The sequence below is a fragment of the Burkholderia sp. MSh2 genome, assembly GCF_000731655.1.
Classification (GTDB): Bacteria; Pseudomonadota; Gammaproteobacteria; order Burkholderiales; family Burkholderiaceae; genus Burkholderia; species Burkholderia paludis.
On sequence record NZ_JPGM01000060.1, the window covers coordinates 14,659 to 38,053 of the forward strand.

The 23,395-nt window shown below is 62.1% G+C and carries 19 protein-coding genes; 10 read left to right on the forward strand and 9 right to left on the reverse strand.

What is annotated here, in order from left to right; all coding sequences use genetic code 11:
* Nucleotides 1-85: 85 nt before the first annotated feature.
* The 4 genes from GQ57_RS29935 to GQ57_RS29950 all read left to right on the forward strand — a co-directional run bounded on the left by GQ57_RS29935 (nt 86) and on the right by GQ57_RS29950 (nt 5,000).
* The gene (locus GQ57_RS29935; protein ID WP_052001527.1) at nt 86-1,492 is read left to right on the forward strand and encodes an efflux transporter outer membrane subunit; all 1,407 of its coding nucleotides are present in this window, start codon (nt 86-88) and stop codon (nt 1,490-1,492) included.
* Between the two features lie 11 nt (nt 1,493-1,503).
* On the forward strand, nt 1,504-2,664 hold the full coding sequence (locus tag GQ57_RS29940; protein WP_052001528.1) for an efflux RND transporter periplasmic adaptor subunit: 1,161 nt from the start codon (nt 1,504-1,506) through the stop codon (nt 2,662-2,664).
* Complete coding sequence (locus tag GQ57_RS29945; RefSeq protein WP_034199754.1) at nt 2,661-4,190, forward strand: DHA2 family efflux MFS transporter permease subunit; 1,530 nt, start codon at nt 2,661-2,663, stop codon at nt 4,188-4,190. Before GQ57_RS29940 ends, GQ57_RS29945 begins: the two co-directional genes overlap by 4 nt.
* Nucleotides 4,191-4,307: 117 nt before the next feature.
* Nucleotides 4,308-5,000: a siderophore-interacting protein gene (locus tag GQ57_RS29950; RefSeq protein ID WP_160257566.1), complete on the forward strand. Its 693-nt coding sequence runs from the start codon at nt 4,308-4,310 to the stop codon at nt 4,998-5,000.
* Nucleotides 5,001-5,110: 110 nt separating this feature from the next.
* Here GQ57_RS29950 and GQ57_RS38345 read toward each other — a convergent pair whose 3' ends face one another.
* The gene (locus GQ57_RS38345; protein WP_160257567.1) at nt 5,111-5,722 is read right to left on the reverse strand and encodes a TetR/AcrR family transcriptional regulator; all 612 of its coding nucleotides are present in this window, start codon (nt 5,720-5,722) and stop codon (nt 5,111-5,113) included.
* A gap of 182 nt (nt 5,723-5,904) precedes the next feature.
* Here GQ57_RS38345 and GQ57_RS29960 point away from each other — a divergent pair, with 182 nt between their 5' ends.
* Nucleotides 5,905-6,810, forward strand: a complete 906-nt coding sequence (locus GQ57_RS29960) for a LysR family transcriptional regulator (protein ID WP_034199756.1) — start codon at nt 5,905-5,907, stop codon at nt 6,808-6,810.
* Between the two features lie 48 nt (nt 6,811-6,858).
* Here the strand turns inward: GQ57_RS29960 and GQ57_RS29965 are convergent, their stop codons facing one another.
* The gene (locus tag GQ57_RS29965; protein WP_031401688.1) at nt 6,859-7,776 is read right to left on the reverse strand and encodes a LysR family transcriptional regulator; all 918 of its coding nucleotides are present in this window, start codon (nt 7,774-7,776) and stop codon (nt 6,859-6,861) included.
* Nucleotides 7,777-8,017: 241 nt separating this feature from the next.
* Nucleotides 8,018-8,320 (reverse strand): H-NS histone family protein, encoded by a 303-nt coding sequence (locus GQ57_RS29970; protein ID WP_031401687.1) that lies wholly within the window; start codon nt 8,318-8,320, stop codon nt 8,018-8,020.
* A 966-nt stretch (nt 8,321-9,286) separates the two neighbouring features.
* Here GQ57_RS29970 and valS point away from each other — a divergent pair.
* The 5 genes from valS to GQ57_RS29995 all read left to right on the forward strand — a co-directional run bounded on the left by valS (nt 9,287) and on the right by GQ57_RS29995 (nt 16,821).
* On the forward strand, nt 9,287-11,866 hold the full coding sequence (valS, locus tag GQ57_RS29975) for a valine--tRNA ligase (RefSeq protein ID WP_034199757.1): 2,580 nt from the start codon (nt 9,287-9,289) through the stop codon (nt 11,864-11,866).
* Between the two features lie 372 nt (nt 11,867-12,238).
* Nucleotides 12,239-12,622: a hypothetical protein gene (locus tag GQ57_RS29980; RefSeq protein WP_034199758.1), complete on the forward strand. Its 384-nt coding sequence runs from the start codon at nt 12,239-12,241 to the stop codon at nt 12,620-12,622.
* Nucleotides 12,623-13,444: 822 nt separating this feature from the next.
* Nucleotides 13,445-14,428: a hypothetical protein gene (locus GQ57_RS29985; RefSeq protein WP_235215151.1), complete on the forward strand. Its 984-nt coding sequence runs from the start codon at nt 13,445-13,447 to the stop codon at nt 14,426-14,428.
* 254 nt (nt 14,429-14,682) lie between these two features.
* Nucleotides 14,683-15,696, forward strand: a complete 1,014-nt coding sequence (locus GQ57_RS29990) for an asparaginase (RefSeq protein WP_034199778.1) — start codon at nt 14,683-14,685, stop codon at nt 15,694-15,696.
* Between the two features lie 195 nt (nt 15,697-15,891).
* Nucleotides 15,892-16,821 carry a CPBP family intramembrane glutamic endopeptidase gene (locus GQ57_RS29995; RefSeq protein ID WP_034199760.1) on the forward strand — a complete coding sequence of 310 codons (930 nt, stop codon included), beginning with the start codon at nt 15,892-15,894 and terminating at the stop codon, nt 16,819-16,821.
* A 138-nt stretch (nt 16,822-16,959) separates the two neighbouring features.
* On the opposite strand, the gene GQ57_RS30000 is transcribed toward GQ57_RS29995, so the two are convergent.
* The 6 genes from GQ57_RS30000 to GQ57_RS30025 form a co-directional block, all read right to left on the reverse strand.
* Entirely contained in the window at nt 16,960-17,910 is a 951-nt protein-coding gene (locus GQ57_RS30000; RefSeq protein ID WP_052001533.1) for a SphA family protein, read from the reverse strand.
* 166 nt (nt 17,911-18,076) lie between these two features.
* The gene (locus GQ57_RS30005; protein ID WP_034199761.1) at nt 18,077-18,853 is read right to left on the reverse strand and encodes a cyclase family protein; all 777 of its coding nucleotides are present in this window, start codon (nt 18,851-18,853) and stop codon (nt 18,077-18,079) included.
* Complete coding sequence (locus GQ57_RS30010) at nt 18,850-20,025, reverse strand: alpha/beta hydrolase family protein (RefSeq protein WP_034199762.1); 1,176 nt, start codon at nt 20,023-20,025, stop codon at nt 18,850-18,852. Before GQ57_RS30010 ends, GQ57_RS30005 begins: the two co-directional genes overlap by 4 nt.
* 68 nt (nt 20,026-20,093) lie before the next feature.
* A complete protein-coding gene (locus GQ57_RS30015) occupies nt 20,094-21,020 on the reverse strand; it encodes a 3-keto-5-aminohexanoate cleavage protein (protein ID WP_031401678.1) in 927 nt (308 codons plus the stop codon).
* Nucleotides 21,021-21,035: 15 nt separating this feature from the next.
* Nucleotides 21,036-22,172 carry an FAD-dependent oxidoreductase gene (locus GQ57_RS30020; RefSeq protein WP_034199763.1) on the reverse strand — a complete coding sequence of 379 codons (1,137 nt, stop codon included), beginning with the start codon at nt 22,170-22,172 and terminating at the stop codon, nt 21,036-21,038.
* Between the two features lie 56 nt (nt 22,173-22,228).
* On the reverse strand, nt 22,229-23,209 hold the full coding sequence (locus GQ57_RS30025; protein ID WP_031401676.1) for a VOC family protein: 981 nt from the start codon (nt 23,207-23,209) through the stop codon (nt 22,229-22,231).
* Nucleotides 23,210-23,395 lie beyond the last annotated feature (186 nt).

Here is a 23,395-nt window from a genome sequence, read left to right on the forward strand (position 1 = left end):
GCCGACGAGACGGTGCCGCTCCCGCAGCGGCCGTGACAGCCGCTCGATCGACGGCCGGATCATCGCTGCTTCGCTCACCGCCATCATGGTCGCCGTGCTCGCCGGATGCGCGAGCGGCAACGGGATGCAACCGTCGCGCGTCGCGCTCTCCCCCGACACGCTGGATAGCGGAAAGGAAATCTCGGCGTTGCAGCGTTCCGCCGAGCCCGTCATCGCCGCCCCCATGTGGTGGCAAGCGTTCGGCGACGCGCAGCTCGATGCCCTGATGGAACAGGCTGCCCGTGACGCACCGTCGATCCAGATCGCCGAGTCTCGCCTGCAGCAAGCCGAGGCGGCCGGCGCAGTCGCGGCGGCCGGCCTGCTGCCGACCGTGGACGGCACCGCGTCGGTCAGCGCCAACCGGTTCCCCGGCCACGACACGTATTCCGCGCCCTATGCGGACAACACCGGCAGCAGAGGCGCGCTCGGTCTCGACCTGCGCTATCACGTCGACTTCTGGGGCAAGTGGAGCAAGGCTGCGAATGCCGCCCGCTTTCGCGCCGAATCGGCCGGATTCGAAGCGGAGGACGCCAGGCTGGTACTTCAAACCGCATTGGCGGCGGCGTATCTGAAACTCGATGCGACGTACAAGCTGCGAGATGTCGCCGCGCAAGGACTGTCGCGGCGCGAGGACGTACTGAAGCTGCAGGCGTTGCGCATCGACGCCGGCTTGTCCACCGACCTCAATGCAATCGAAGTCCGCGATGCCGCCACGCAGACGCGAGCGGACATCGCGCGCTACGACGCGGACATCGCCCGGCGACGCCATGAAATCGCGGCATTGCTCGGCAAAACGCCCGCGTTCGCCGATCAATTGCGGCGGCCCGACCTTCGGGCGCTGGCGGACCCCGCGCCGGTGTCGAACGTCACGTCGCTGCTCCTCGGCTATCGCCCCGATGTCGCGGCGCGGCGCGAAGCCGTCGAGGCCGCCGCGAACGAGATTGGCGTGGCGAAGGCCGCGTTCTATCCGGACGTCGACCTGATTGCGTTCGCCGGCATGCAGAGCCTCGGGATCGGCTATCTGCTCCGGGCGAGCAGCACGACGGCGAACCTGGGCCCCGCCATCACGTTGCCGATCTTCGAAGGGGGCCGGCTTCGCGCCAACCTGAAAGGCAAGGTGGCCGAATACGACGCGGCCGTGAGTGCCTATAACGCAACGATTGCGGTGGCGCTTCAGCAAGTGGCGGACGGCATCGCGACCGTCAAGGCAGCCCGGATTCGTCAACAGCAGGCGACGGTGGCGGAGCGCCAACGGCTGCACGTCGTCGACCTGCAGCGCGCGCGCAAGCGCAGCGGGCTGTCGGATGCCGGCGATCTGCTCGCGGCGGAAACAGCCTCGCTGATGAGCCAGCGGCGCGTGGCAGAGACGGACGCCGAGCTGGCCGATGCGCAGGTTTCCCTGATACGGGCACTCGGGGGCGCATGGACGCCCTCTCCCGCTACTACCCATTAACGGAATCGAACATGACCGACACCCAATCCAACCACACACCCGAATCGGCGGCCCGTCGCCGCCGCCTGCTCGCGATCGCCGGGGTACTCGCCGTGACGGCGGCGGCCTGGGGCGGATGGCAGCTGCTGTCCGGCGACACGATTCGTTCTACCGACGATGCCTACGTGAACGGCCACGTTGTATCGATCACGCCGCAAGTCGCGGCGGCCGTGTCCGCCGTCCTGGCCGACAACGCCGACCGGGTTCAGGCCGGCCAGACGCTGGTCGAACTGGACTCGAGCGATGCGCGCATCGCGCTGGATGCCGCACAGGCCGAACTCGCGAAAACCATTCGCAAGGTGAAAGGGCTGTTTGCATCGGAAGCGCAGACAGCCGCGCTGATCGAGCTGCGCAAGGCCGAACTCAACCGGGCGAGCGCGGACCTGACCGCGCGGCAGCGCGTCGTCGACCAGGGCGCGGTGACGGCCGAGGAGACCCGGCATGCCGGCGACACGGTCAAGACGGCCCGCGCGGCCCTCGACGCGGCCGTGCAGGCGCATGCGGAAGCGCTCGCGCAGATTCAAGGCACCGACGTCGACGATCATCCCGAAGTCCGCGTCGCGCTGGAGCGCGTACGTGCCGCCGCGCTGGCGCTGGAGCGAACGACCATCCGCTCGCCGATCTCGGGCATGGTGGCCCAGCGCACCGTGCAGCTCGGCAAGCGCGTGGGCATGGGCGACAAGCTGATGGCCGTCGTGTCGCTCGACCAGGTGTGGGTCGACGCCAACTTCAAGGAAGTTCAGCTCGCCGGCGTGTGCTCGGGCCAGCCGGCGGTCGTGAAGGCCGATATCTACGGCAGCCGCGTGACCTATCACGGCACGGTCGACGACATCGAGGCGGGCAGCGGGTCGGCGTTCGCGCTCCTGCCGCCCCAGAATGCGACGGGGAACTGGATCAAGGTCGTCCAGCGCGTACCCGTCCGGATCCGGCTGAATCCTGACGAAGTGGCAAAGCATCCGCTGCGCATCGGGATGTCGACCGAGGTCGACATCGACACGTCCACCTGCGTTTCGGGCAAGGACCTGAAGCGGGCCGCGACGGTGGAGCGCACCGCCTTGTACGCCGACCAGCAGAAGCGCGCCGACGAACACGCGGCAACCGCGATCGGCGACGGCCGGGGAGAACAACCGTGACCCGCGCCGCACTCCAGCCCATCGAGCCGCTGTCGGGGCCGATGCTGATCATCGCCGCGATCACGGTGAGCCTCGCATCGTTCATGGCGGTCGTCGACATCACGATCGCGAACGTGTCGATCCCGACGATTTCGGGCAATCTCGGCGTCAGCTCCGAAATCGGCGAGTGGGCGATCACGTTCTTCGCGATCGCGAACTCGATTTGCATTCCGCTGACGGGATGGCTGTCCCGGCGATTCGGCCAGGTTCGCCTGTTCGTGATGTCGGTCGCGGCCTTCACGGTTGCCTCGGTGATGTGCGGCCTTGCGCCGAATTTCGAATCGCTGCTGGCCGCGCGCGTACTGCAGGGCATGGTGTCCGGGCCGATCGTGCCGCTGAGCCAGGCGCTGCTCGTCGCGATCTTTCCCGCGAACAAGCGCACCTTCGCGCTGGCCATGTGGGCGATGACGAACATGGCCGGACCGGTGGCGGGGCCGATGCTCGGTGGGTGGATCACCGACGACTACAGCTGGCCGTGGATCTTTCTCGTGAACGCGCCGGTGGGGTTGTTCGTCGTCGCGTCCGCACTGATGCTGTTCAAGGGACGAGACACGCCTTGCACCAAGCTGCCCGTCGATGTGGCGGGATTGGTGTTGCTCGCGGTCGCCATCGGCTGCCTGCAAATCACGCTCGACCGCGGGCGCATCCTCGACTGGTTCTCGTCGCCGGTGATCTGCACGACGGCGATCCTGTCGGTGCTCGGATTCATTCTGCTCATCGTGTGGGAGTTGGGCGAGAAGCACCCCATCATCGACCTGCATCTGTTTGCCCACCGCAACTTCGCAATGGGAACGCTCGCGGTCGCGGTCGGCTTCGGTCTCTATTTCGCGGCATTGGTGCTGATCCCGCTCTGGTTGCAGACCGACATGGGCTACAACGCGACCTGGGCAGGGTTCGTCACGGCGCCGATGGGCGTGTTCGGCATCCTGCTCGCGCCGCTGCTGGGCAAGTGGGTGCAGCGGGGCGACGCCCGCGTCTTCGCAAGTCTCGCGTTCGTCGCGTGGGCGCTGGTGGCATGGTGGCGCGCGTCGATGACGACCGAGGTCAACGCCGCGACGATCGCGCTGACGTGTCTCGCGCAAGGGATCGGCATCGGCTTGTTCCTGACGCCGCTGGTCGCGCTGTCGCTCGCGGGGTTGCCGCCGGAGCGCCTGGCCGCGGCATCCGGGCTCCAGACTTCGATACGGATGATGTCCGGCAGCCTCGTGGCGTCGCTCGGGCAGACCTTCTGGGACGAGCGCTCGCGCTTCTATCAAAACACGCTGGTCGACACGCTGACGCCGTTCTCCGACCGGGTGGCGCATGGACTGCGCACGCTCGAACAGGGCGGACTGACCGAACACCAGTCGTGGGCGGTGATCTGGCGTCACGTCATGGTGCAGTCGGACATGCTGTCGCTCAACGATTTCTTCGTGCTCTCCACGTTCGGCTTCACGTTGTCGATCGCGATCGTCTGGATGGCGAGGTCGCCCAGGAAACCCGGATAGCCGACTTCACAGGGTGTCCGTATCGAACACTATCGATCGTTGTCAATTCATTCACGGAACGCAATCATGGATCTTCAATTTCTTCGCCGTTCGCCGCGTGCCCGCATCAGCGCCATCGTGCTGGACGCGCTCGACATCACCCCTCACATGCGTCGCCTGGTGCTGGGCGGCCCCGACCTGGCGGCATGGCTCGAATCGGACGGCGTCCGTTCGCCGGCCGCGTGGGTCAAGGTGTTTCCGCCCGATCGCGCCGGCCGGGCCTACACGATCCGTCGCGTCGATGCGGCGGCCGGCACCCTGGACATCGATTTCGTCCTGCATGGCGACGCGGGGGATGGCGGCACGGTCTCGGCCTGGGCCCGCGCCGCGCGACGCGGCGACCAGGTCGACATCGCGGGGCCGCGCAATGGCGGCTTCGCGCTGCTGCCGGACTCGCGTTGGGTCTGGCTCGCGGCGGACGCAAGCGCGCTTCCCGCCGCACTGTCCATTCTGGAAAGCCTGCCGGCAGAGACATACGCGGCAGGGTTGTTTGTCGTGCACGACGCGTCGGACCATCAGGTGGTGCGCTCGGACGCCGACCTGACGATCCTGTGGCGTCACGATCTCGATCGTGCGGAGTCGCTTCGCGCGTCGGACGATGCAATCACGACGATCGACGCGCTGGGCGGGCCGGGGCAGGTCTGGGTGGCGGGCGAAGCGGAATGGGTCAAGAGCTGGCGCGCCTATTGGCTCGAGCGCAAGTTCCTGGACCGCCAGCGTCTGAGCTGCAAGGGTTACTGGAAAGTAGGCGCGGCCGACCACCGGGATTGACCGCTCACGGTCGGGGCTCCGGTTGCTGCTGCGCTCCCCCGACCTTCGCTACCGAAAGCCTGTCGCTTTGTCGCGTCGCGTACGGCGCTCACGCGCCGGCCGATCGTCGATCATCGCCGCGACGCTTCCAGATAGCCGAACACCGCTCGCCCGATCCGTTCAACCAACTGCGTTGCGTCGTCGGCAGGGTTCGGGTTCGCGGCTCGGAGCATGCCATGAATGATGGCGACCATATCGACAGCGACGGTGCGAATCTCGAGATCGCTCACGAACTCGTCGCGTTCGAGGGCGCTCACGAAAACGTCGTGGATCCCGGCGAGCGGTTCGCCGACGTATGCGGGACGCGATGCGTCAGCGCATGCGCAGTGCATTTTCTGGACGGTGACGAAGCGGCCGCGATGCGTGACCAGGGCGAGTATCAGGTCGTGCAGACCGGAACCCTCGCGTTGCCACGCATGGTGTGAACTGAGTGCGTCAATCAGTTGTTCCAGCTCTTGCTGAACCAGCGCATGAAGGACCGCGTCCTTGTTCGGAAAGTATTGATAGAGCGACCCGACGCTGATACCCGCGACGCGTGCGATTTCGTTGGTCGTGTAGCCTCGCGGCCCGCGTTCCGACCAGAGCCGGCGCGCGGTCGCGAGGATGAGGTCGACCGTGTTGGAGGAGCGCCGCTGACGAGGCACCTTTCTGATATGAACGGCCGAAAATGGATCGTGTTTCATGACGCATTGCTTTGGGCTGCTTGCTGACCGACTTCGACCACGAGGCGGGCGAGCCGATTGACGCATCATCTTCCGCGCACGCGTGCGCCCGGGTAAATGCCGTCTTGCGCAGCGCAGCCTTGCACGACATGCAACACGCAACACATTGCGCAGCGCGATCTGCGTATCGACGAGGAACTGCCATGCCGCTGCCGGACTTGAACCTTCTCATTGCCCTGAACGCGTTGCTCGATGAGGGGTCGGTCGTCGGTGCCGCTCGCCGCACGGAGCTGAGTACGCCCGCGATGAGCCGTGCGCTGGGACGCATCCGGCGCGTGGTCGGTGACCCGATACTGGTGAAGGTGGGCCGATCCATGGTGCCCACGCCGAAGGCGATCGCGCTGCGCGATCAGGTCCGGGAATCCGTCCGAACGGCGACCCGGATCCTGCAGCCGGATCGCCAGGTCGAGCTGAGCGCGCTGCAGCGCCACTTCAACCTCTATGCGAGCGATACGTTTACCGGGTCGTTCGGCGGCAGATTGCTGGACCGAGTGAAGCAGGAGGCGCCGCACTGCGTATTGCGGTTCATGCCGGAAACCGATGCGGAAGTCGACGTGCTGACAAACGACACGGCGGATCTCCATATCGACGCGATGCGGCAACCCGGCGCCGACGTGCATGTCCAGTCGTTATTTTCGACGCGCTTCGTCGGGCTTGCACGCAACGATCATCCGATCTTCGATGAGGCGATCACCCCCGGGCGCTTCGTCGCTTACGAACACATCGGCGTGTCCCGCCGCGGCCGCACCGCGGGGCCGATCGACACGGCGCTGGTTGAATGCAACCTCGAGCGAAGCGTGTCGCTTGTGGTGCCGACGTTCTACTCGGCGATTTTCGCGCTGTGTTCGTCCGACCTGATCCTGCCGATTCCGGAACACGTCGCGTGGAGTATCGAGCAAATGGGCGTGCGGGTCCGCAGGTTTGCCATTCCCGTTCCGCTCGAACCGGTGGCTATCGTCCAGGCATGGCACCCCCGGTTCCAGAGCGATCAGGCACATCGGTGGCTGCGGCGCGTCATATACGAGATGTGTTCGTCCGTGCCTGCTTAGCCCGCACGTCGCCGACGGTGTGGCGCGACGGGCTGCATGCGCGCACAGTCAGCGCGCCGGCGGCGTTCGTCCGTTTCCGGATTGGCAGATGCGATGGATGAGGGTGCGCAGCGCACGGTGCCCCGGGTCCGCCTGGAAGCGCGGGTGCCACGCCTGGGAGATCGTGATGCGCGGCGTGGGAACCGGCAGCTCGCGAAACGCCATGTCGGCGCGCGCGTTTTGTGTGAGGCGCGAAGCGACTGTTGCGACAAGGTCGGTATGTCGCGCGATCGATAGCGCTTCCATAAAGGTGGGGGCCACGGACTGGATGCGTCTGGACAGGCCATGCTTGCCGAGTTCGATATCGACCGGCCCGTTCAACAGACCGCGACGGGAGACCGTGACATGTTCATACTTCACGAACTCCTTCGGCGAGAGCCGCTTGAGCTTCGCAAGCGGGTGGCCGGCGCGAAAGACCGCGACGAAATGGTCATGCAGCAACGTCTGCCGGACGATCTCCGGCCCCAGGTCGTCGATGACTCCGATGTCGAGATCGATCATGCCCTCGCGAAGCGCGACGACATCCTGCCTGCCTTGCGCCGTGAATCTGAGCGTGACGAGCGGCGCGATGGTCTTGAGGGTATTCAGGACATCGGGGCCGATCGTGCTGATCGCGCCGTCGTCCGCGCGAATCGTGAAGGTCCTGCGCAAATTCCTGAAGTCGAATGTATCGGTTTGACGCAGCAACAAGGTCGCTTGCTGGATGACGTCGTGCACGCTTTCGCGCAATTCTTCGGCGCGCGGCGTCGGCACGAGCCCGCGCCCTGCCCGGACGAACAGCGGATCGCCGACCATCTTCCGGGCGCGATTGAGCGTTCGGCTCATGGCCGGTACGCTGAGATTCAGACGTTCCGCTGCGCCGGTGACGCTGCCTTCAGTCAGCATGGCATCGAGCGCAAGCAGAAGATTGAGGTCGGTGGATTCCATTTTTTTAAACGACGAAACAGGTTTGGCCTTGCATTCGCATTACCCGAAAATCATCCGCGATTCGAGTGTGGAAAGCAACCTATGCCCTCGCCTGATCCGCGCCCTGATTCGTTCGCGCGGCGGTGCCGACTCCAGCAGGCCGCACGCCGATCCGCGCGACGCAGTTTGCGTTCGTTTATCAAGGCAGCAGGTTGCCGCCGATCGCACGCCCAAAGAAAAAGGGAGCCGCAGCTCCCTTTGCTCATGCGATCAGAAAGCGATCGCGATTCTTCACGTCCTTGATCCAGGCAGGCGCTCGCCCGCGCCCGCTCCACGTCTCGCCCGTCTTGGGGTTCTGGTACTTGGCGGCAACCGGCGCAGAAACCGTCTTGCCCTTGCTTGCGCGTTGACGACCGAAGATCTGCTCGGCCGTAATGCCGTACTCGGCCACTTTTACGCGAATGTCGGCAACCACGGCTTCCAGTTCAGCGACACGTGCCGTCTCGGTTTCCTCTTGCAGCTTCGCAAGCTGGTCCTTCAGTTCCTTGTAGTTTTTCGTTGCCATGAATCGATCTCCCTGTTTCGTTGATCGCGAAGCGCGATGCCGCTTATTATGCCATCTATTGAGGTGTACAGAATCAACGTATTCATGTTTCTCCCCTGGCATCCCGCATTTTATCTCCATAAGACGGCAACGCGGGATTACCCCAATCTTCGAACTTGTCCGAAACACCCGCTGAATCAGGGAAAGGGCAGCGCACTTCCACTTATCTCCGTAGCGCTCTTTTAATTCGATATCCGCGATATCGACGGCGCCGCATACGGACGGAAGCTTGTTTGCCACGCTTATAACCCGGCGCATCGCTTTTCCTTACGACGAAATCCTGGCTTGATCCGGCAACCGCCGTAGAGCCCGCCTGACGTCGGCATCGCTTCCTGTCGTCCCCTGCCCCATCCCCCGGCATCCATTGCCGTAGAGATCCTCGTTCAGCGCGACGATGCGCGCCATTACTCACCGCCGCTGACTTTCGTCACACCTTTCAAGAGGCGCACCTGTTGCGGGAATGACGGGAATCGGTTATAAAAATACGTCCGCGCCACAAGCCGGAACAATCCTTTTCTCCCATTTACCTCCGGAGGATGCTATGTCACCGTTAAACGTAACGACGCGCTAAGCGCTGCAACAGCGTCACTGCTTCACCCAATCCCGCCTCAAGCGCATCTGTCATTGCGCACTGCTTCATCCAGTGGCACTCGCAAGTTCATTGGATCTCTTTGCAGCCGGTTTTTCCGTCGCTGGCTCTTCCCTCCGTCGCCCGATATCGCAGTCGCTCGTGCCGTTGCGCGCCGTTTTCGCAAGCCAGTCCAGCCTTCGCTGACGACGGCCTTTGCTGGCGTGCAGTCTGCCCCACGTTCCTGAATACCGCCCGCCCCGTTTGCCGTACCGGCCTGCGCTGCGCTCGCTCATGTCGCGAGTCGCACCGGTCGTTGCGCAAACGTGGACTCGTCACCTTATCTGTGCCGACACACAATGAAGAGCCCACTACTTTCTCCGGAATCGCCACGTCCATCGACCCACCGCATTCCCGACAAGCCGACCCTCGAAGGGATCGAAGCCCGCTGGACTCGACAATGGGAAGCAGATCGCACGTTCGCGTTCGACCGGCAGGCCGACCGTGAATCCGTCTTTTCGATCGACACCCCGCCTCCGACCGTTTCAGGTTCGCTGCACGTCGGCCACGTGTTCAGCTATACCCATGCCGACATCATTGCCCGCTTCCAGCGAATGACAGGCAAGACGGTTTTTTATCCGATGGGCTGGGACGACAACGGCCTGCCGACGGAGCGGCGCGTCGAAAACTACTACGGCGTCATCTGCGATCCGGAAGCCGAATATCATCCGGACTATTGCGCGCCTGATGTCGCACCGTCGCAGCGCTCGTTGTTTGCCCGGATCAGCCGGCGCAACTTCCTTGAACTATGTCATCGGTTGACGAAGATCGACGAGGTCGCGTTCCGCGATCTGTTCATTCGCCTCGGTATTTCGGTCGACTGGAGCCTCGCCTACGCGACGATCGACGAACGTGCGCAGCGCACCAGCCAGCGTGCGTTGCTGCGAAATCTAAAACGCGGCGAGCTCTATAGCCAGCAGGCTCCGTGCCTGTGGGACGTGACGTTCCAGACCGCAATCGCCCAGGCCGAACTCGAAGATCGCGATATCGCGGGCGCCTATCACGATCTCCGCTTTATCGACGTCGACGGCAACGACGTGATCGTGTCCACCACCCGGCCGGAGCTGCTACCGGCATGCGTCGCGCTGGTTGCGCATCCCGGGGACGAGCGTTTTCGCCGGTTGATCGGCGCCCGGGTCCGTTGTCCGTTGTTCGGGATCGACATCCCCGTGATGACGCATGCGCTTGCCGACCCCGCGAAGGGAACGGGCCTCGCGATGATCTGTACCTTCGGGGATCTCACGGATGTGATCTGGTGGCGCGAACTGAATTTGCCGACCCGCGCCGTCATCGGCAAGGACGGCCGTCTGGAGCGCGGCGCGCCCGACTGGATCGAATCGCCGGAGGGTCGTGCATCGTACCTGCAAATCGCAGGCTGCACGGTGGCGGAAGCACGTCGCCGGATCGTCGGAATGCTGGCGTCGAGCGGCGATCTGACCGGTTTGCCGCGGCCGATCACGCACACCGTCAAGTTCTTCGAGAAGGGTGACCGCCCGCTCGAGATTATCGCGACGCGCCAGTGGTATCTGCGCAATGGCGGCCGTGACCCCGCGCTACGAGACGAGCTTCTGGGGTCGGGCGAGGCGCTCGGCTGGCATCCCGGTTTCATGGGAAGCCGCTATGCGAACTGGGTCGGCGGCCTGAACGGAGACTGGTTGATAAGCCGTCAACGGGTTTTCGGCGTGCCGATTCCACTGTGGTATCCGCTCGATTCGCTGGGCCTGCCGGATTTTGGCGCGCCCATCTGCCCGGACGAGTCCACGCTGCCGATCGACCCTCAGTCACATGTTCCGCCGGGGTTCATCGCGTCTCAACGAGGACAGCCCGGGGGATTCATCGGGGAAACCGACATCATGGATACATGGGCGACGAGTTCCCTCACGCCCCAGATCGCGGCAGGCTGGGAAGATATCGATGGCTGCTTCGAACGCGTGTTTCCCATGGATCTTCGCCCACAGGGGCACGACATCATCCGGACATGGCTGTTTTCGACAGTCGTCAGATCGCATCTGGAAACGAAGCAGTTGCCGTGGAAGAACGCGATGCTGTCCGGCTGGATTCTGGATCCTGACCGGAAGAAAATGTCGAAGTCGAAGGGAAACGTGGTGACGCCGCTTGCGCTGCTCGACACGTACGGTTCCGACGGCGTTCGCTACTGGGCGGCATTGGGGCGTCCGGGCATGGACGCCGCGTTCGACGAAACGCAGATGAAGAACGGTCGGCGGCTGGCGTTGAAGCTTCTGAACGTGTCGAAGTTCGCGCTCGGCTTTGCCTGCACTCGCGGCGACGGTCTCACGGAGGCGTTGGATCGCGCAATGATCGGGCGCCTCTCGAAGGTCGTCGAACTCGCCACGGCTGCGCTGGCCTCTCTCGACTACAGCAAGGCGATCGAGCAAACGGAAGCCTTTTTCTGGTGGTATTGCGACGACTATGTCGAACTGGTGAAAAGCCGGGCGCACGGCACCGGCGGTGGGGCGGCGTCCGCGCATCGGGCACTGGCGGAATCGATGTCGGTCCTCCAGAGGCTGTTCGCGCCGTTCCTGCCTTTTGCCGCCGAGGAAAGCTGGTCGTGGTGGAATGCGACGTCGGTCCATCGCGCTCCGTGGCCGGACGCCGGCTTGCTCGAAGCGCTCGCCGGACCGGAGGCAATCGTCGCCACGATCGACGTGGTCTCCGATGTCTTGCGGGAAATTCGCCGGACCAAATCGGAATCGAAGCTGTCGATGAAAGCGGGTATCGCCAGCATGACCGTCAGCGATTCGGCGCAACGGTTGGCGCTCTTGCAATCGGTGGAGCACGATTTGTGTCGCGCCGGACAGGTGGATCGGATCGAAATGGTTGCCTCGGAGTCGTTTCAGATCAGCATCGCTTTTGCCTGAAAAATGTCACCCGATGGCCTCTGTTCGATGGATGGCGCCGTTGTGATCGCGATGCAGCTTTGCTGAAGCTCGCGTGAGCTGCCTCGGACGTCGGAGTGACGGCGTTCGAGGCAACCGCTCACGGGGGGCGGGCGGGGTACGAGGCCGCGCGGCCGGCGTTGAATCCACCGTTGGCTTCCATCGATCACCAGAGACGATTGCCCGGCCCTGATGAGCCACTCGCGACCCGCGGCCAGTCTGGCGCTCGAAGCGTGTTCCGCGATCTACCGCACCCGATTGCTTTCATCACGGTGCTTGCCATGCAGCCAAACGAGCGCCCTGCCGCCCGTGCGACCCGTGAGATGATGCGCCATGATCAACATGAGAGATGGAATGACGACTACATTCGACGAGGCGACAACGGCGGCGATCGCCGCGTTTGCCCAACTGGATTTCTACACGGCTGCGCAAGCGATGCGCGCCGAGGCCGATTACGACTACGAACGCGACCAGTGGATCTCGCGCTACATCGACGAGCACGGCAGCGGCGCGGACGACGCCGCATACGACGCGTTGCACGCGCAGGCCCAGGCGTCCCCGGAATACGCGCAGTTCGTCGATGCGGTTCGCCTGGAAATCCTGGAATACTTCGGCGTGACCGACGATCAACTGGACTGGATGGTCCGGCTGCGCGAGAACGACAGCGACGAGCTTTGGGCGGAAGTCAACCGGCAGCGGAGCGAGCTGGGAACCGGTGAAGTCCGCGGGGATCTCTGACCATCGCTTGCCGTTGGCGTCTCGAGTCGCGCCCGGCGCGGGGCTGGAATCAGGTCAGTCACGGGGTGCGCCCGGCGCTCCGTTGCTCCGACCGATCCGCCAACGCAGTGACCATTGTGCTTCGACACCCATCGCTGGAACTGCAGCGGCTCGACCGGCAGCAACGGGACGGCGCCCGCTGTCTCCGGGTGCCGCCCCGGCCGCGCAGAGCGGCAGTGCCGACGGTCGGAGGCCGGCGGCGGATTCAATCGGTCAGTCGACTTGGTTGCCTGAACCAACGAGAATCGATCAGGCTCGCCTTGTACGCAACCTCTTCAACCAAAACCAATCACGCTTCGGGATGAACTCGCCCTCGATAGTCAGGCCGCTTGAACGCCCCCTGGCGGCATTCTCGTCGGACATCGATTCTGCCGTGAAGTCGTTATGGCAGGGCTACGATGGCCGTTACCGTACTGGTGTGATCTGGCGATTGGTTGGCTGGAGCAAGGTCTGGCCGTTGACGACGAGATAGACGAGCTACTGCGGGAGATTTCCGGGAATCGAAGTTTTCCGCAAAACCTGAGGCACCGGGCATTTGCGCTACACATCCGATTCACGAGGAACCGGGCGGCCGGATAGTCGGCAGGTCTGCGATGGATCTTTTTTGGGTGGTCGTGACGACGTCATGCTCGAACCGGCTGAAATTCAACGCATACGTCGACAATCGGCCGGAAACGGTCTGTCCGGCAAAGCCTGGTCCGGAATCGCCAACGCTCCCTACCCCGCAAACCCTCCCAGCCAGGCGATTTCCGCGCGCGGCCACCCATCACCGATCGGCAAGGCGTGACACAATCGGGCCACCGCCCATACCGACGACGCTCCATGTTCCGTTACGCCCTGCGGTTCGCCGCCCTGCTTTTGTCCTGGATGACCGCGACCACGGCGCTGGCCGCGCCCCAGTATTTCCACAAGACATTTGCCGGCCGCCTCGGCGATCGCTATGCATTCACGATGGATCTCAAGAATGTCGACGGCAGGCTTTCGGGAAGCTATCGCTACGCCGGCAAGCGCAATGACATCTACGTGAACGGCACGATCGACCCATCCGGCGCCTTTACGATGGACGAGACCGGAGACACCGGCAAACGCACCGGCACCTTCGTCGGCAAGGTGGCCGGCGACACGCTCGGCGGTACGTGGACATCGGCCCGCGGCGACCGGAAACTGCCCGTCGACGCGCATCAGACCTCGGAAATCGTCATCGGCTCGAAGCGCGAGATTCTCAAGCAGGCGATCGGCACCTACCGGCTCGATAGCATCAGCGGCTCGGGGGGCGCCAACGGCATGTGGGAATCGTGGCGGGACAAGGGCCGCTGGAAATCGAACGTGTCGTCCATCGAAATGGCGCGTCGCGAGTTCTCGGACGTCAGCCTGACGCGCGACGACCTGCACCGGCTCAACAGCATGACGGTCACGGTAGACGCCTCGCTCGCCGTGCGCCTGAGCGTCGACGGCAAGGTGCTGCTGTCGATTCCCTACCGTGATTCGGGCATGCAGTACGAGATCAACCAGCCCCACGACAGCGTCGTGGAAGACGATCTGAAGATGCTGTCGCCCGCCACCACCGTCCATGACGAGCATCTCTACCTGCTCGCCCGCGACGCAATCGATTTCGTGCCTGCGATGTCGGGCACCTATCTGCCGAACGACGGCGTGGACGTCGTGACGGTCAGCTACGCCGTCGTCGACAAGACCTTCGACGTCTACCTGCAAGACGGCAAATGCTGCGGCGGCACCGCGTTCACCTTCAGGCGCAACGGCCGATGACGGCGCCGCGTCATGGGCCCCCATGCGGGGCCCGGGGGCAGCGGCGATGTCAACGCCCGGCCAAAGGCTGCCCTGACGAGAATGGCCGGCGACCGTCGAGGGTCGGCGACAGACAGCCACACCCATCGGCATTCGGCTGCGAAAGGCCGTTCGACATTGCCGCCTGGATCATCGACAATCGGCACGTATCGGCGTCCGGGGCAGGTTGAGCGACCGATGGCATCTTCACGGCGATGCACGACGAACACATCATCATGTCAAATCACATTCTTTTAGCGACGGCCATGCGCAATGGCCATGTCGAGCGCAGTCACTGGGGGTCGGTCGCAGTGACGGACGCCCAAGGCGCGTTGCTTGCCTGGTGTGGCGATCCCCATGCCTATGCATTCTCTCGTTCCACGATCAAGCCTTTTCAGGCAATTCCGTTCGTGCGGGATCAGGGGCCGGCCCACTTCGGCTTTTCCGACCCGGAAGTGGCGCTATTGTGCGGCAGTCATTCAGGCGAGGATTTCCACGTTGCCGCGGTCGACTCGATGCTCTCGAAGATCGGCTTGTCGGAGCAGGATCTACGCTGCGGGGTGCATATGCCGATTCAGTACGGCGAAGACAACCTGCCCCCTGCCGGAAGCCGCTTCGATCAACGACACAACAACTGTTCCGGGAAACATGCGGGATTCCTCGGGTATTGCTGCCTGCATCGTCACACCCACACGGACTACGTTGCGGACACTCACCCTTTGCAGCAAGGGATCGTTCGGGAAATCGAGCAGCTTTCGGGGCTGCGGGCGTCGGAGCTTTGGTTCGGCACGGATGGATGCAGCGCACCCAACATCGGCATGCCGCTGTCACGGCTTGCGACGATGTGGGCCCGTCTCGCATCCGGTGCATCGGGACGGGGCGCAAAGGAAGACGCCATCCTGTCCGAGATCTTCGCGGCGATGGCAGCGCACCCGGAAATGGTTTCCGGGACCGGCCGCTGCGATCTGGCGATTGCGCGAGCGACCGGCGGGGACTGTGTCGGCAAGGTGGGCGTAGACGGTACTTACGTCATTGGAGTCAAGAGCCTCGGTTTGGGGATCGCCATCAAGATTGCCGATGGCGATCTGTCGGCGCTTTACGCAAGTGCGGTTGCCGTCCTGAGGGAAATCGGGCTCGTCGACGATGAAAACGTCCCGGCGCTCGCCCGCTGGGACAATCCAAGGCTGCGCAATCTCCGCGGAACGGATGTAGGCCAGCTTAAAACGATGCTGCACCTGAGTCGCGCGTAGCACGCAGGCACCCTGCGCGCGTCCATGTGTTGCAGCTCCGCTCGCGCTGCCTGTTTCCACGGGCGCCTTCGGACGAAGGTTCGATCCCGCCCGGATGGCTCCCGCGTTGAACGCTTCGAACGTCCGTTTCAGGCAAGTACCGGGCTTCGCAGGTGCACTGCCTGAAACAAACGTTGTTTCAAGTGAACAGTATCCATGAGACTCGAGCTTGATTCTTCTTCGCGTGCTTTTATCGATCTCGCAAAAACGGGGCGACGCGGCTGGCAGGCCGCTGTTCTGACCATCCTGCTGGTCGTGCTTCTGAGCGTTCTGGGCACATCGCTCATGTTGACCTTTACGGGCTGGTCGATCTATCTGAAACATGTTCATCTCGCGGACGTCGGCACCACCGTCGTGAGCGGAGCGGCAAATCCCCTCGTATGCATCTTCGGGCTCTGGCTGGCGTGCAAAATCATCCTGAAACGCCCTTTTCTCTCGCTGGTTTCCACCGATCTGACGTTCAGCGTTCGTAGATGCTTCGTTGGCGCGGCGTTGTACCTGCCTGCCAACCTGCTCGGTATCGCTGCCATGTCGCTGTACATTTCGATGCGATATGGCGCCTGGACGATTCCCCTCGATCACTTTGAACGGCCTGCCGCCAGCGCGATCTTTGCGGCAGTTGTTGCGATCATCGCCATTCCGTTCCTGGCGTTCGCGGAAGAACTGTTTTTCCGCGGCTGGCTGACCCAGACCATCGGCCAGCATGTACGCATGCCGGCGCTGGCCGCGACACTCGTCGCCGTCCTGTTTGCCGCCTTCCATGCACAATATGATCTGAAAATAAAGGCGCTGATGCTGGCGACCTCGCTTGGGTTGTCCGCTTTGTGCCTGCGCGATCAACGCCTCGAGCTTGCCATCGGCGCACATTCGACGATGAATATATGTGTGGTCTTGAAATTACTATTGTTCACGGGTCCGGTACATCATATGCAGGTCGCCACGACGATCACAACGTATGACTGGATTTCCCTCGCGCTCCTGAAAGGCGCATTGCCTCTTGGGGCAATGTACGGGGTTCTGCAAATAACGGGAGGATGGTTCTCGCCAATCGAAGCCCTCCCGGCAAAGCTGTCGGCGTCCGGCTAGAACGCCGGCGAAGCCGACGACGAGACGGTCGGCCACACCCGGCGCACCATCGGCAACTACATCGAGCTGTACGACCGGAAGCGGCCCCGCTCGATCCCGGCCGGTCGCTTTGAATAAGCAACGTACGTGTCGTCGCCCTCACCGTGAATCGGATTGACTTGCTCCTCTGGACTGCGCGACCTTGCCATCGATCGGGAAAGTCAACTCCAGCCATATTCTGTCCCCCTGAGGGCGGTTCCGGGCACCGAATTCATGCTGCCATTTGAAAACGATGCCTGAATACTGGGCGAAGTCGAATCTGACCTGCGGCCCGATTGCATAAACTCTTCCGCGAAATCCACCCTCGTATGCAGCGCCGTTTAGAGTGTCGTCCGTCGTCTGTTTCAGCGCATACCCCTGCACGCCGAGTTGCAGCTTCGACGTCACGGCGTAGCCTGCTACCCAGTCAAGGAAAGCAACGTTCCCCGAGTGGTAGCCTGTGTCACGGTCCGGGGAATTGATCTCGTAACCGGCAGTCGCCGATACCTCGACTTTCTCGAACGGAAAATAGGTCACACTGATGTTCGGCATGAACGCGTACGAGTTTATGCCCGTATTGGCAACATGGTTCGGAGAAAACTTCCCGGAAGGAAGTGCAAAATCGAAGGCAAACGCCGAAAAGAAATAGTGCGCAGGGTCCGCATATCCGAGCGTCATCGCATGCACGACGACATCACCCAGGCCCCATCGGGAATCGCTCGATCCAAATACACTTACGTTCGCATGCACCACCGGAACCACGATTCCGGACGTCATGGTGAACGGGCCCAACATCGGACTCCAGGTGTGCAGCACCCGTGGGCTATCAATAAATACGTTGCTTTTAAAGCCGGGAATCGAACTCCCGCCATTCGAACCTGCAAACCGGTTCGCGGTATAGAACACGGTGTAGTTATAAAACTGCGTAGTCCCTGGATACGGCAAGATACCGTCCAGAACCGTGTTTACACCGAGGGGATAGCTTTGCTGTCCATTCTCCGTTGCAATGGCACCCGTACAGGCGGTCGCGAGCAAAACGACAACTGTCGCTTCAAGTTTACTGTTGATCATCAAAGTCTCCAATATATTTATTCGCGCCCGATACTCAAGTGGCAATTGGCCTGAAGCCAGGGGAAACAGATTCCCCGCCACTTGATTCGGAAAGATTCGATATTTTTTACTGCAACCACATTCCGAATTCAATAATCCGGAATGCAGTTATAAAGACGATTCCGGTTCACTCTTCCATGATCGCCACGGCGCGAGTCCAGCCGGCGGAGCCGCCCCGTATCTTGAAGGGGAAACAGGCGACCTTGAAGCCACTCGGCGGAAGCACCTCAAGGTTATGGAGCTTCTCGAGGTGACAATAGCCCTTGAGCCGGCTCGCCTTATGCCCCTCCCAGATCAGGGAAGCATCGCCCGTCGCGGCGTATTTCTCCTTCGTGTGCACGAACGGCGCATCCCAGCTCCACCCGTCTGTACCGGTGACTTTGACACCCTGTTCCAGCAGGTACAGCGTTGCGTCGGCGCCCATCCCGCATCCCGCGCTCACGTAGTCGTCTTCGCCATAACGTTTGCCTGCCGAGGTATTGACGAGGACGATTTCCAACGGCCTCAACGTATGGCCGATGCGTGCCAGCTCATTTTTCACATCCTCGGGCTGCACGACATAACCATCCTCGAAGTGCCGGAAGTCCAGCTTCACGCCCGGCTGAAAGCACCATTCCAATGGCACTTCGTCAATCGTGAGCGCACGCTCTCCTTCGTCCATGGTAGTAGCGAAGTGGTAAGGCGCATCGAGGTGTGTGCCGTTGTGCGTAATCAGTTCAATCCGCTCGATTGCCCATGCTTCGCCATCCGGCAAATCCTCCTGCACCAACCCCGGGAAAAAGCCGGTGAGGTCGGGAACCGACATCTTGTGGTCGATGTAGTGGATCCTGGGCCGATAGATCGGCGGGTCCGACACCACGTCATTTTCGAGGTAGATCGAAAGATCGATGATTCGCTGACTCATGTACGTACTCCAGTCGCACCGAGTTCGCGAAATGTCTGGCTGATCCAGTCCGCGATATAGTCGCGAGCGTTTTCGACGTTATCGGCACTGACGTGTTCAATGCCGCCCTCCCTCTCGGTGAAGAACTTCAGCTCGCGCTTCGGACTGTTCACCGCCCCTTCATACTGTGCATGTGCGTACTCGAGCGGGATCTGGCGATCGTTGGCTCCGTGGGTGACGAGGAACGGTACGGTGATCTTGTCGATGACGTGTTCGAGGGTCACGCTCGGGGCGAACGCCATAAATTCGTCCAGCGATGTCTTGCCCCATACCCACTGAACATGTTCCCAGTAGTGGGGTACCGGCTTGTCCCCCTCCCGCGCGAGGCGACGGCGCTGCAACTCACCCCAGTTGAAGTTGGCGCCCCAGGCGACGCAAAGCTTGAAGCGCTTTTCGAAGGCGGCGGCTCGCGGAGCGTAATAGCCGCCCAACGACCAGGCGCACACGCCGATCATGCTGGCGTCGATTTCTTCGCGCGTTTGAAGGAAGTCGACAACCGCCCCGGCCCATTCCTCGCTCTCGACGATCGCATGCAAGTCGTGGAGGCGAAGCGCTTCCCCGACGCCTGGCTGATCTACCATCAGTGTCGAGATGCCCCGGCGGGCAAGCGCCTGGGCGATACCCGCGCCGTAGATCATCTCCTTTGTGCTGTCGAGCCCGTTGAAATGCGCGATGCACGGCGACGGCGTGCCGTCGGGCCGGTCGGCCTTGACGAGCAAACCGGCGAGCACCTTGCCGCGGTACGGGATCTCGACGCGCTCGCAATTCTCCTGATTGAGCTTCGTGAACTTGTCGAAGGACTCCAGCATCTTTGAATAGGCCACGCGTCGCGGCGCATATTCTCGATTCTGTGCGCGCTCGGCGGTGAGATAGTAGATCGCGGCCCGGCCGAATTTCTTTCCGGCGCTCAGCGACCGCCCCTTCTCGATATCTTCATTGGCCAGTTCCACCAGCGTGTCCGCCTGCGCGCACCACGCGTCGAAGAACGCTTCCGTACCGTCGTCGTCCCCGCGTTTGGACGCGTCGATCAACTTGCGGCAAATGACGTCGATTTCACCGGTGTTGCCGCCCATCATCAGGGCGAGGTTCGTGGCAAGGTTCCACACGTAGTTGGTCGGGAAATATTCAAGCATGTCTGTCTCTACAAAGTCGGGAAGAATGGTGACGCCAAGCGTTGCCGTGCGCTGGCGCCAAGTTCAGATCAGAACGACGTCTGCGCGGCACCTTTCAGATGCAGCATTTCTCTCGCTTCATCAGGCGTCGCCACTTCCAGCGAAAGCTCCTCGAGGATTCTTCTGATCTTGCGTACTTGCTCCGCGTTGGACGTCGCCAGTTTTCCGCGTTCGAGATACAGGCTGTCTTCGAGGCCGACCCGAACGTTTCCGCCAAACACGGCACCTGCCGTAAGGAGGGGCATTTGGTGGCGACCTGCGCCGAGCACGGAAAAGCGGTAGTTCTCCCTGCCGAACAATCGATCGGCGGTCGAACGCATCACGCTCAGATTCTCGGGATCCGGGCCCATGCCACCCAGAATGCCGAAGATCGACTGGATGAAGAACGGCGGCCTGATCAACCCCTCGTTGACAAAGTGCGCGAGGTTATAGAGGTGACCGACGTCGTAGCATTCGAGTTCGAATCGCGTTCCACACGCTCCGAGCTGTTCGATGATTCTTCGGATATCCCTGAACGTATTGCGAAAGATGATGTCCTCGGTGCCCTCCACGTAGGGCTTCTCCCAGTCGAAGCGCCAATCCTTGATCTTTCTCGCTGCCGGATGGATCGAGAAATTCATCGAGCCCATGTTCAGTGAACACATTTCAGGCTTTGCGACGAGCGGGTAGGCCAGCCGGTCAGCCAGCGACATGCTCGTACTGCCACCCGTCGTGATATTGATCACCGCATTTGTCGACCGGGCAATCTGCGGCACGAACTGCTGAAAGACGGCGGGATCGGCGGTTGGTCTACCGTCTTTCGGGTCACGTGCATGCAGATGGAGTATCGCCGCCCCGGCTTCGGCAGCCTCGATTGCCTGTTCCGCAATTTCAGTGGGCGAAAGCGGCAGATGCTTCGACATGGTCGGGGTGTGTATCGCGCCCGTCACTGCACAGCTGACAATGACTTTGTTCATCGTTACCTCGTTCGGTTAGACCGGTTCGCTGAGAACCTTGTATGCATGGGTAAAAGCTTCGTGCGCCGCTCCGCCGACCGGCTGGCCTTTCCATTCGGCTTGTTCCCATTCGCCAAGCTGGATGCCGGTGTCGTACACAAGTTGCGCACGTGGCGCACGCCGCGCCCAGAAGGCATTCAGTGTTGCGTCGATGTCCGTCATGCCCTCGAGCATCTCGGCCAGCACGATCGAATCCTCGATTGCCATGGCGGCGCCCTCGGCGAGATGAGGTGTGCCCGAGTGAGCCGCGTCCCCGATGAGGAGAACCCGGCCCCGGTGCCACGGCCGGGGCAACATCACGACTTCCATCGGCCTGTACACAACGGCAGAGGAATCGGTGACGAGCTCACGCAGGTCCGCAAGCAGGCCGCCGTATTCCTGCATACGTTCGCGCAGCAACGCGCCGAGTTCGCTGGAAGGCATGCGGGGGTTGCCCTCTTCGGCTGTCACCAGGAAGAGATACATCGTCGACTCGGTGAGCGGCACGAGACCGGCTTTACTTTTTCGACCAAAGTACATCGAGCCCCAGTCGAAACCCTCGGGACGCGGAAAGTTGTATCGCCATACGCCCTGACCGGTGTACTTCGGCTGAATCGCGTCACCAAAGAGCATCGCGCGCATCTTCGAATAGGCACCGTCCGCGCCGATCACGAGATCAAAGCGATCAAGCGTCCCATCGGTGAACAGCACTTCGACGCCCTCTCCATCGTCACGCAAAGTCTGAACGGTGACGCCGAGACGAACTTCCGTGCCTTGTTCAAGCACGGCTTCGGTCAGGATCTTGTGGAGCGCGGGGCGGGTGATTCCGTTTGCGGCGGGATAGCCGGGCCCGGCGATGTTGAACTCTGCCGCCTCGGCGAGCACGCAGCCATCCGGATCACAAAATCGCCACCCGTTGAAGCCGCGCCCCGCGGCAAGGCATTTGTCACCGAGGCCAATGCTGCGCAATGCACGAAGCATGTTCGACGGTTGAATGATTCCGACACCGTACACGGACCAGTCCGGGTTCTTCTCAACCACCAATGCCTCGATGTTCCGGCGCTTGAGCGCCACCGCCGCGGTGAGTCCAGCGATACCGCCGCCTACAATCAGGACTTTCTTGACATCTTCCACAATCGATCTCCTCCGGGAGGCGAACTGTCGTCACCTCTCCATTCGCTCCTGCAGGTTTATTCGGGCAGTTCGCCGCGCGCGTTCAGATACTTGAACTCCCACTCCGGGGCATCGCGCAGCCATTCCGGGAGGTTATGAACAAAGTGTGCGTAACCGAAGAGAGGAACAGTCCACTCACGAGGCACCCACGCGTCGTCGATATAGTCGCCGTCCGCTCCGTACTCGGCTTCACCTCCCGTCGGGCAGGGCAGGTAGAAGAACAGTGCGGAATCGATACGGTGCCGCCCGAGCCCGAGATAGGATTTCGGCCATCCCTTGCGCTCCATGTAGTTCGCGCCGGTCATGATCTCGTCTATGTCTTCGACGCCGTAGTTCGCGTGGTGAAATCTCGGCTGACCATCGAGCCCGGGAAACGGTAGCGCTGCGTCCAGCAGAAAGAGGTTGTGATGATTGTTGCTTCCGGCCGCGCGGGAATAGATGCCGAAACCGCGCTGGTAGTCCGTCAGACGAAAGTTCAGCCTGTCACGGAAGAATGCGAACGACTTCTTGAAGTCTTTCACGGCGAAGACGACATGGTTGATCGTCTTGGGATGGGCGCGCTTGCGCCATTTACGATGGGTGTTGAGCCGATTGACGACGCCCGGTGCGTTCAGACGGTCCGGAGCGTTTGCCACGGATCGCTTGTGGAAAACCGACAGTGCCATCGGCAATCCACAATCCGAAAGAAAGTGCGCGTCTCCTTGCTGGTCGACGACCACCTCCCGATCAACCGCAAGGCTCGCAACCAACGTCTCGAGAGACGCGGCGTTGTCGACGCCCCATACGACTTCGCGCACGCCTGGACCTGCAAGAGCACTCTTCGGAAGACGTTTGTCTTCCAGGTTCCGAACAATCACGCTCGATCCATCCGCGAGATCGAAAATCGACTGCTCGGCATTGATCATCGCAAGCGGAAGTCCAAAATCCTCGAAGAACCGCGTGCATTCCGCGACGTCTTCGACGCCGTAAACGAGCGATTTGATTCCAATAATAGTCATGGCATTGACCTAAATTTGAAGACGAACGTGCCCCATGGCCTGCGTGGAAACGCGTGCCATTTTTCGAGAGCAACACGGAGGGGATGGCGAGTGACGCCGAGATCAGGTGGGGGTATTCGCAATCATGAATGCCGTCTCCAGTATCTGGTGGCATGAGCCACTTATGTCTTGGTGGTGACAATCATG

Bases quoted from the DNA above. Each gene is read 5' to 3' on its own strand.
- GQ57_RS29935 (WP_052001527.1), top strand. From the start codon at position 86: ATGGTCGCCGTGCTCGCCGGATGCGCGAGCGGCAACGGGATGCAACCG.
- GQ57_RS29940 (WP_052001528.1), top strand. From the start codon at position 1,504: ATGACCGACACCCAATCCAACCACACACCCGAATCGGCGGCCCGTCGC.
- GQ57_RS38345 (WP_160257567.1), bottom strand. From the start codon at position 5,722: ATGAAACACGATCCATTTTCGGCCGTTCATATCAGAAAGGTGCCTCGT.
- GQ57_RS29960 (WP_034199756.1), top strand. From the start codon at position 5,905: ATGCCGCTGCCGGACTTGAACCTTCTCATTGCCCTGAACGCGTTGCTC.
- GQ57_RS29965 (WP_031401688.1), bottom strand. From the start codon at position 7,776: ATGGAATCCACCGACCTCAATCTTCTGCTTGCGCTCGATGCCATGCTG.
- GQ57_RS29970 (WP_031401687.1), bottom strand. From the start codon at position 8,320: ATGGCAACGAAAAACTACAAGGAACTGAAGGACCAGCTTGCGAAGCTG.
- valS (WP_034199757.1), top strand. From the start codon at position 9,287: ATGAAGAGCCCACTACTTTCTCCGGAATCGCCACGTCCATCGACCCAC.
- GQ57_RS29980 (WP_034199758.1), top strand. From the start codon at position 12,239: ATGACGACTACATTCGACGAGGCGACAACGGCGGCGATCGCCGCGTTT.
- GQ57_RS29990 (WP_034199778.1), top strand. From the start codon at position 14,683: ATGTCAAATCACATTCTTTTAGCGACGGCCATGCGCAATGGCCATGTC.
- GQ57_RS29995 (WP_034199760.1), top strand. From the start codon at position 15,892: ATGAGACTCGAGCTTGATTCTTCTTCGCGTGCTTTTATCGATCTCGCA.
- GQ57_RS30000 (WP_052001533.1), bottom strand. From the start codon at position 17,910: ATGATCAACAGTAAACTTGAAGCGACAGTTGTCGTTTTGCTCGCGACC.
- GQ57_RS30005 (WP_034199761.1), bottom strand. From the start codon at position 18,853: ATGAGTCAGCGAATCATCGATCTTTCGATCTACCTCGAAAATGACGTG.
- GQ57_RS30010 (WP_034199762.1), bottom strand. From the start codon at position 20,025: ATGCTTGAATATTTCCCGACCAACTACGTGTGGAACCTTGCCACGAAC.
- GQ57_RS30015 (WP_031401678.1), bottom strand. From the start codon at position 21,020: ATGAACAAAGTCATTGTCAGCTGTGCAGTGACGGGCGCGATACACACC.
- GQ57_RS30025 (WP_031401676.1), bottom strand. From the start codon at position 23,209: ATGACTATTATTGGAATCAAATCGCTCGTTTACGGCGTCGAAGACGTC.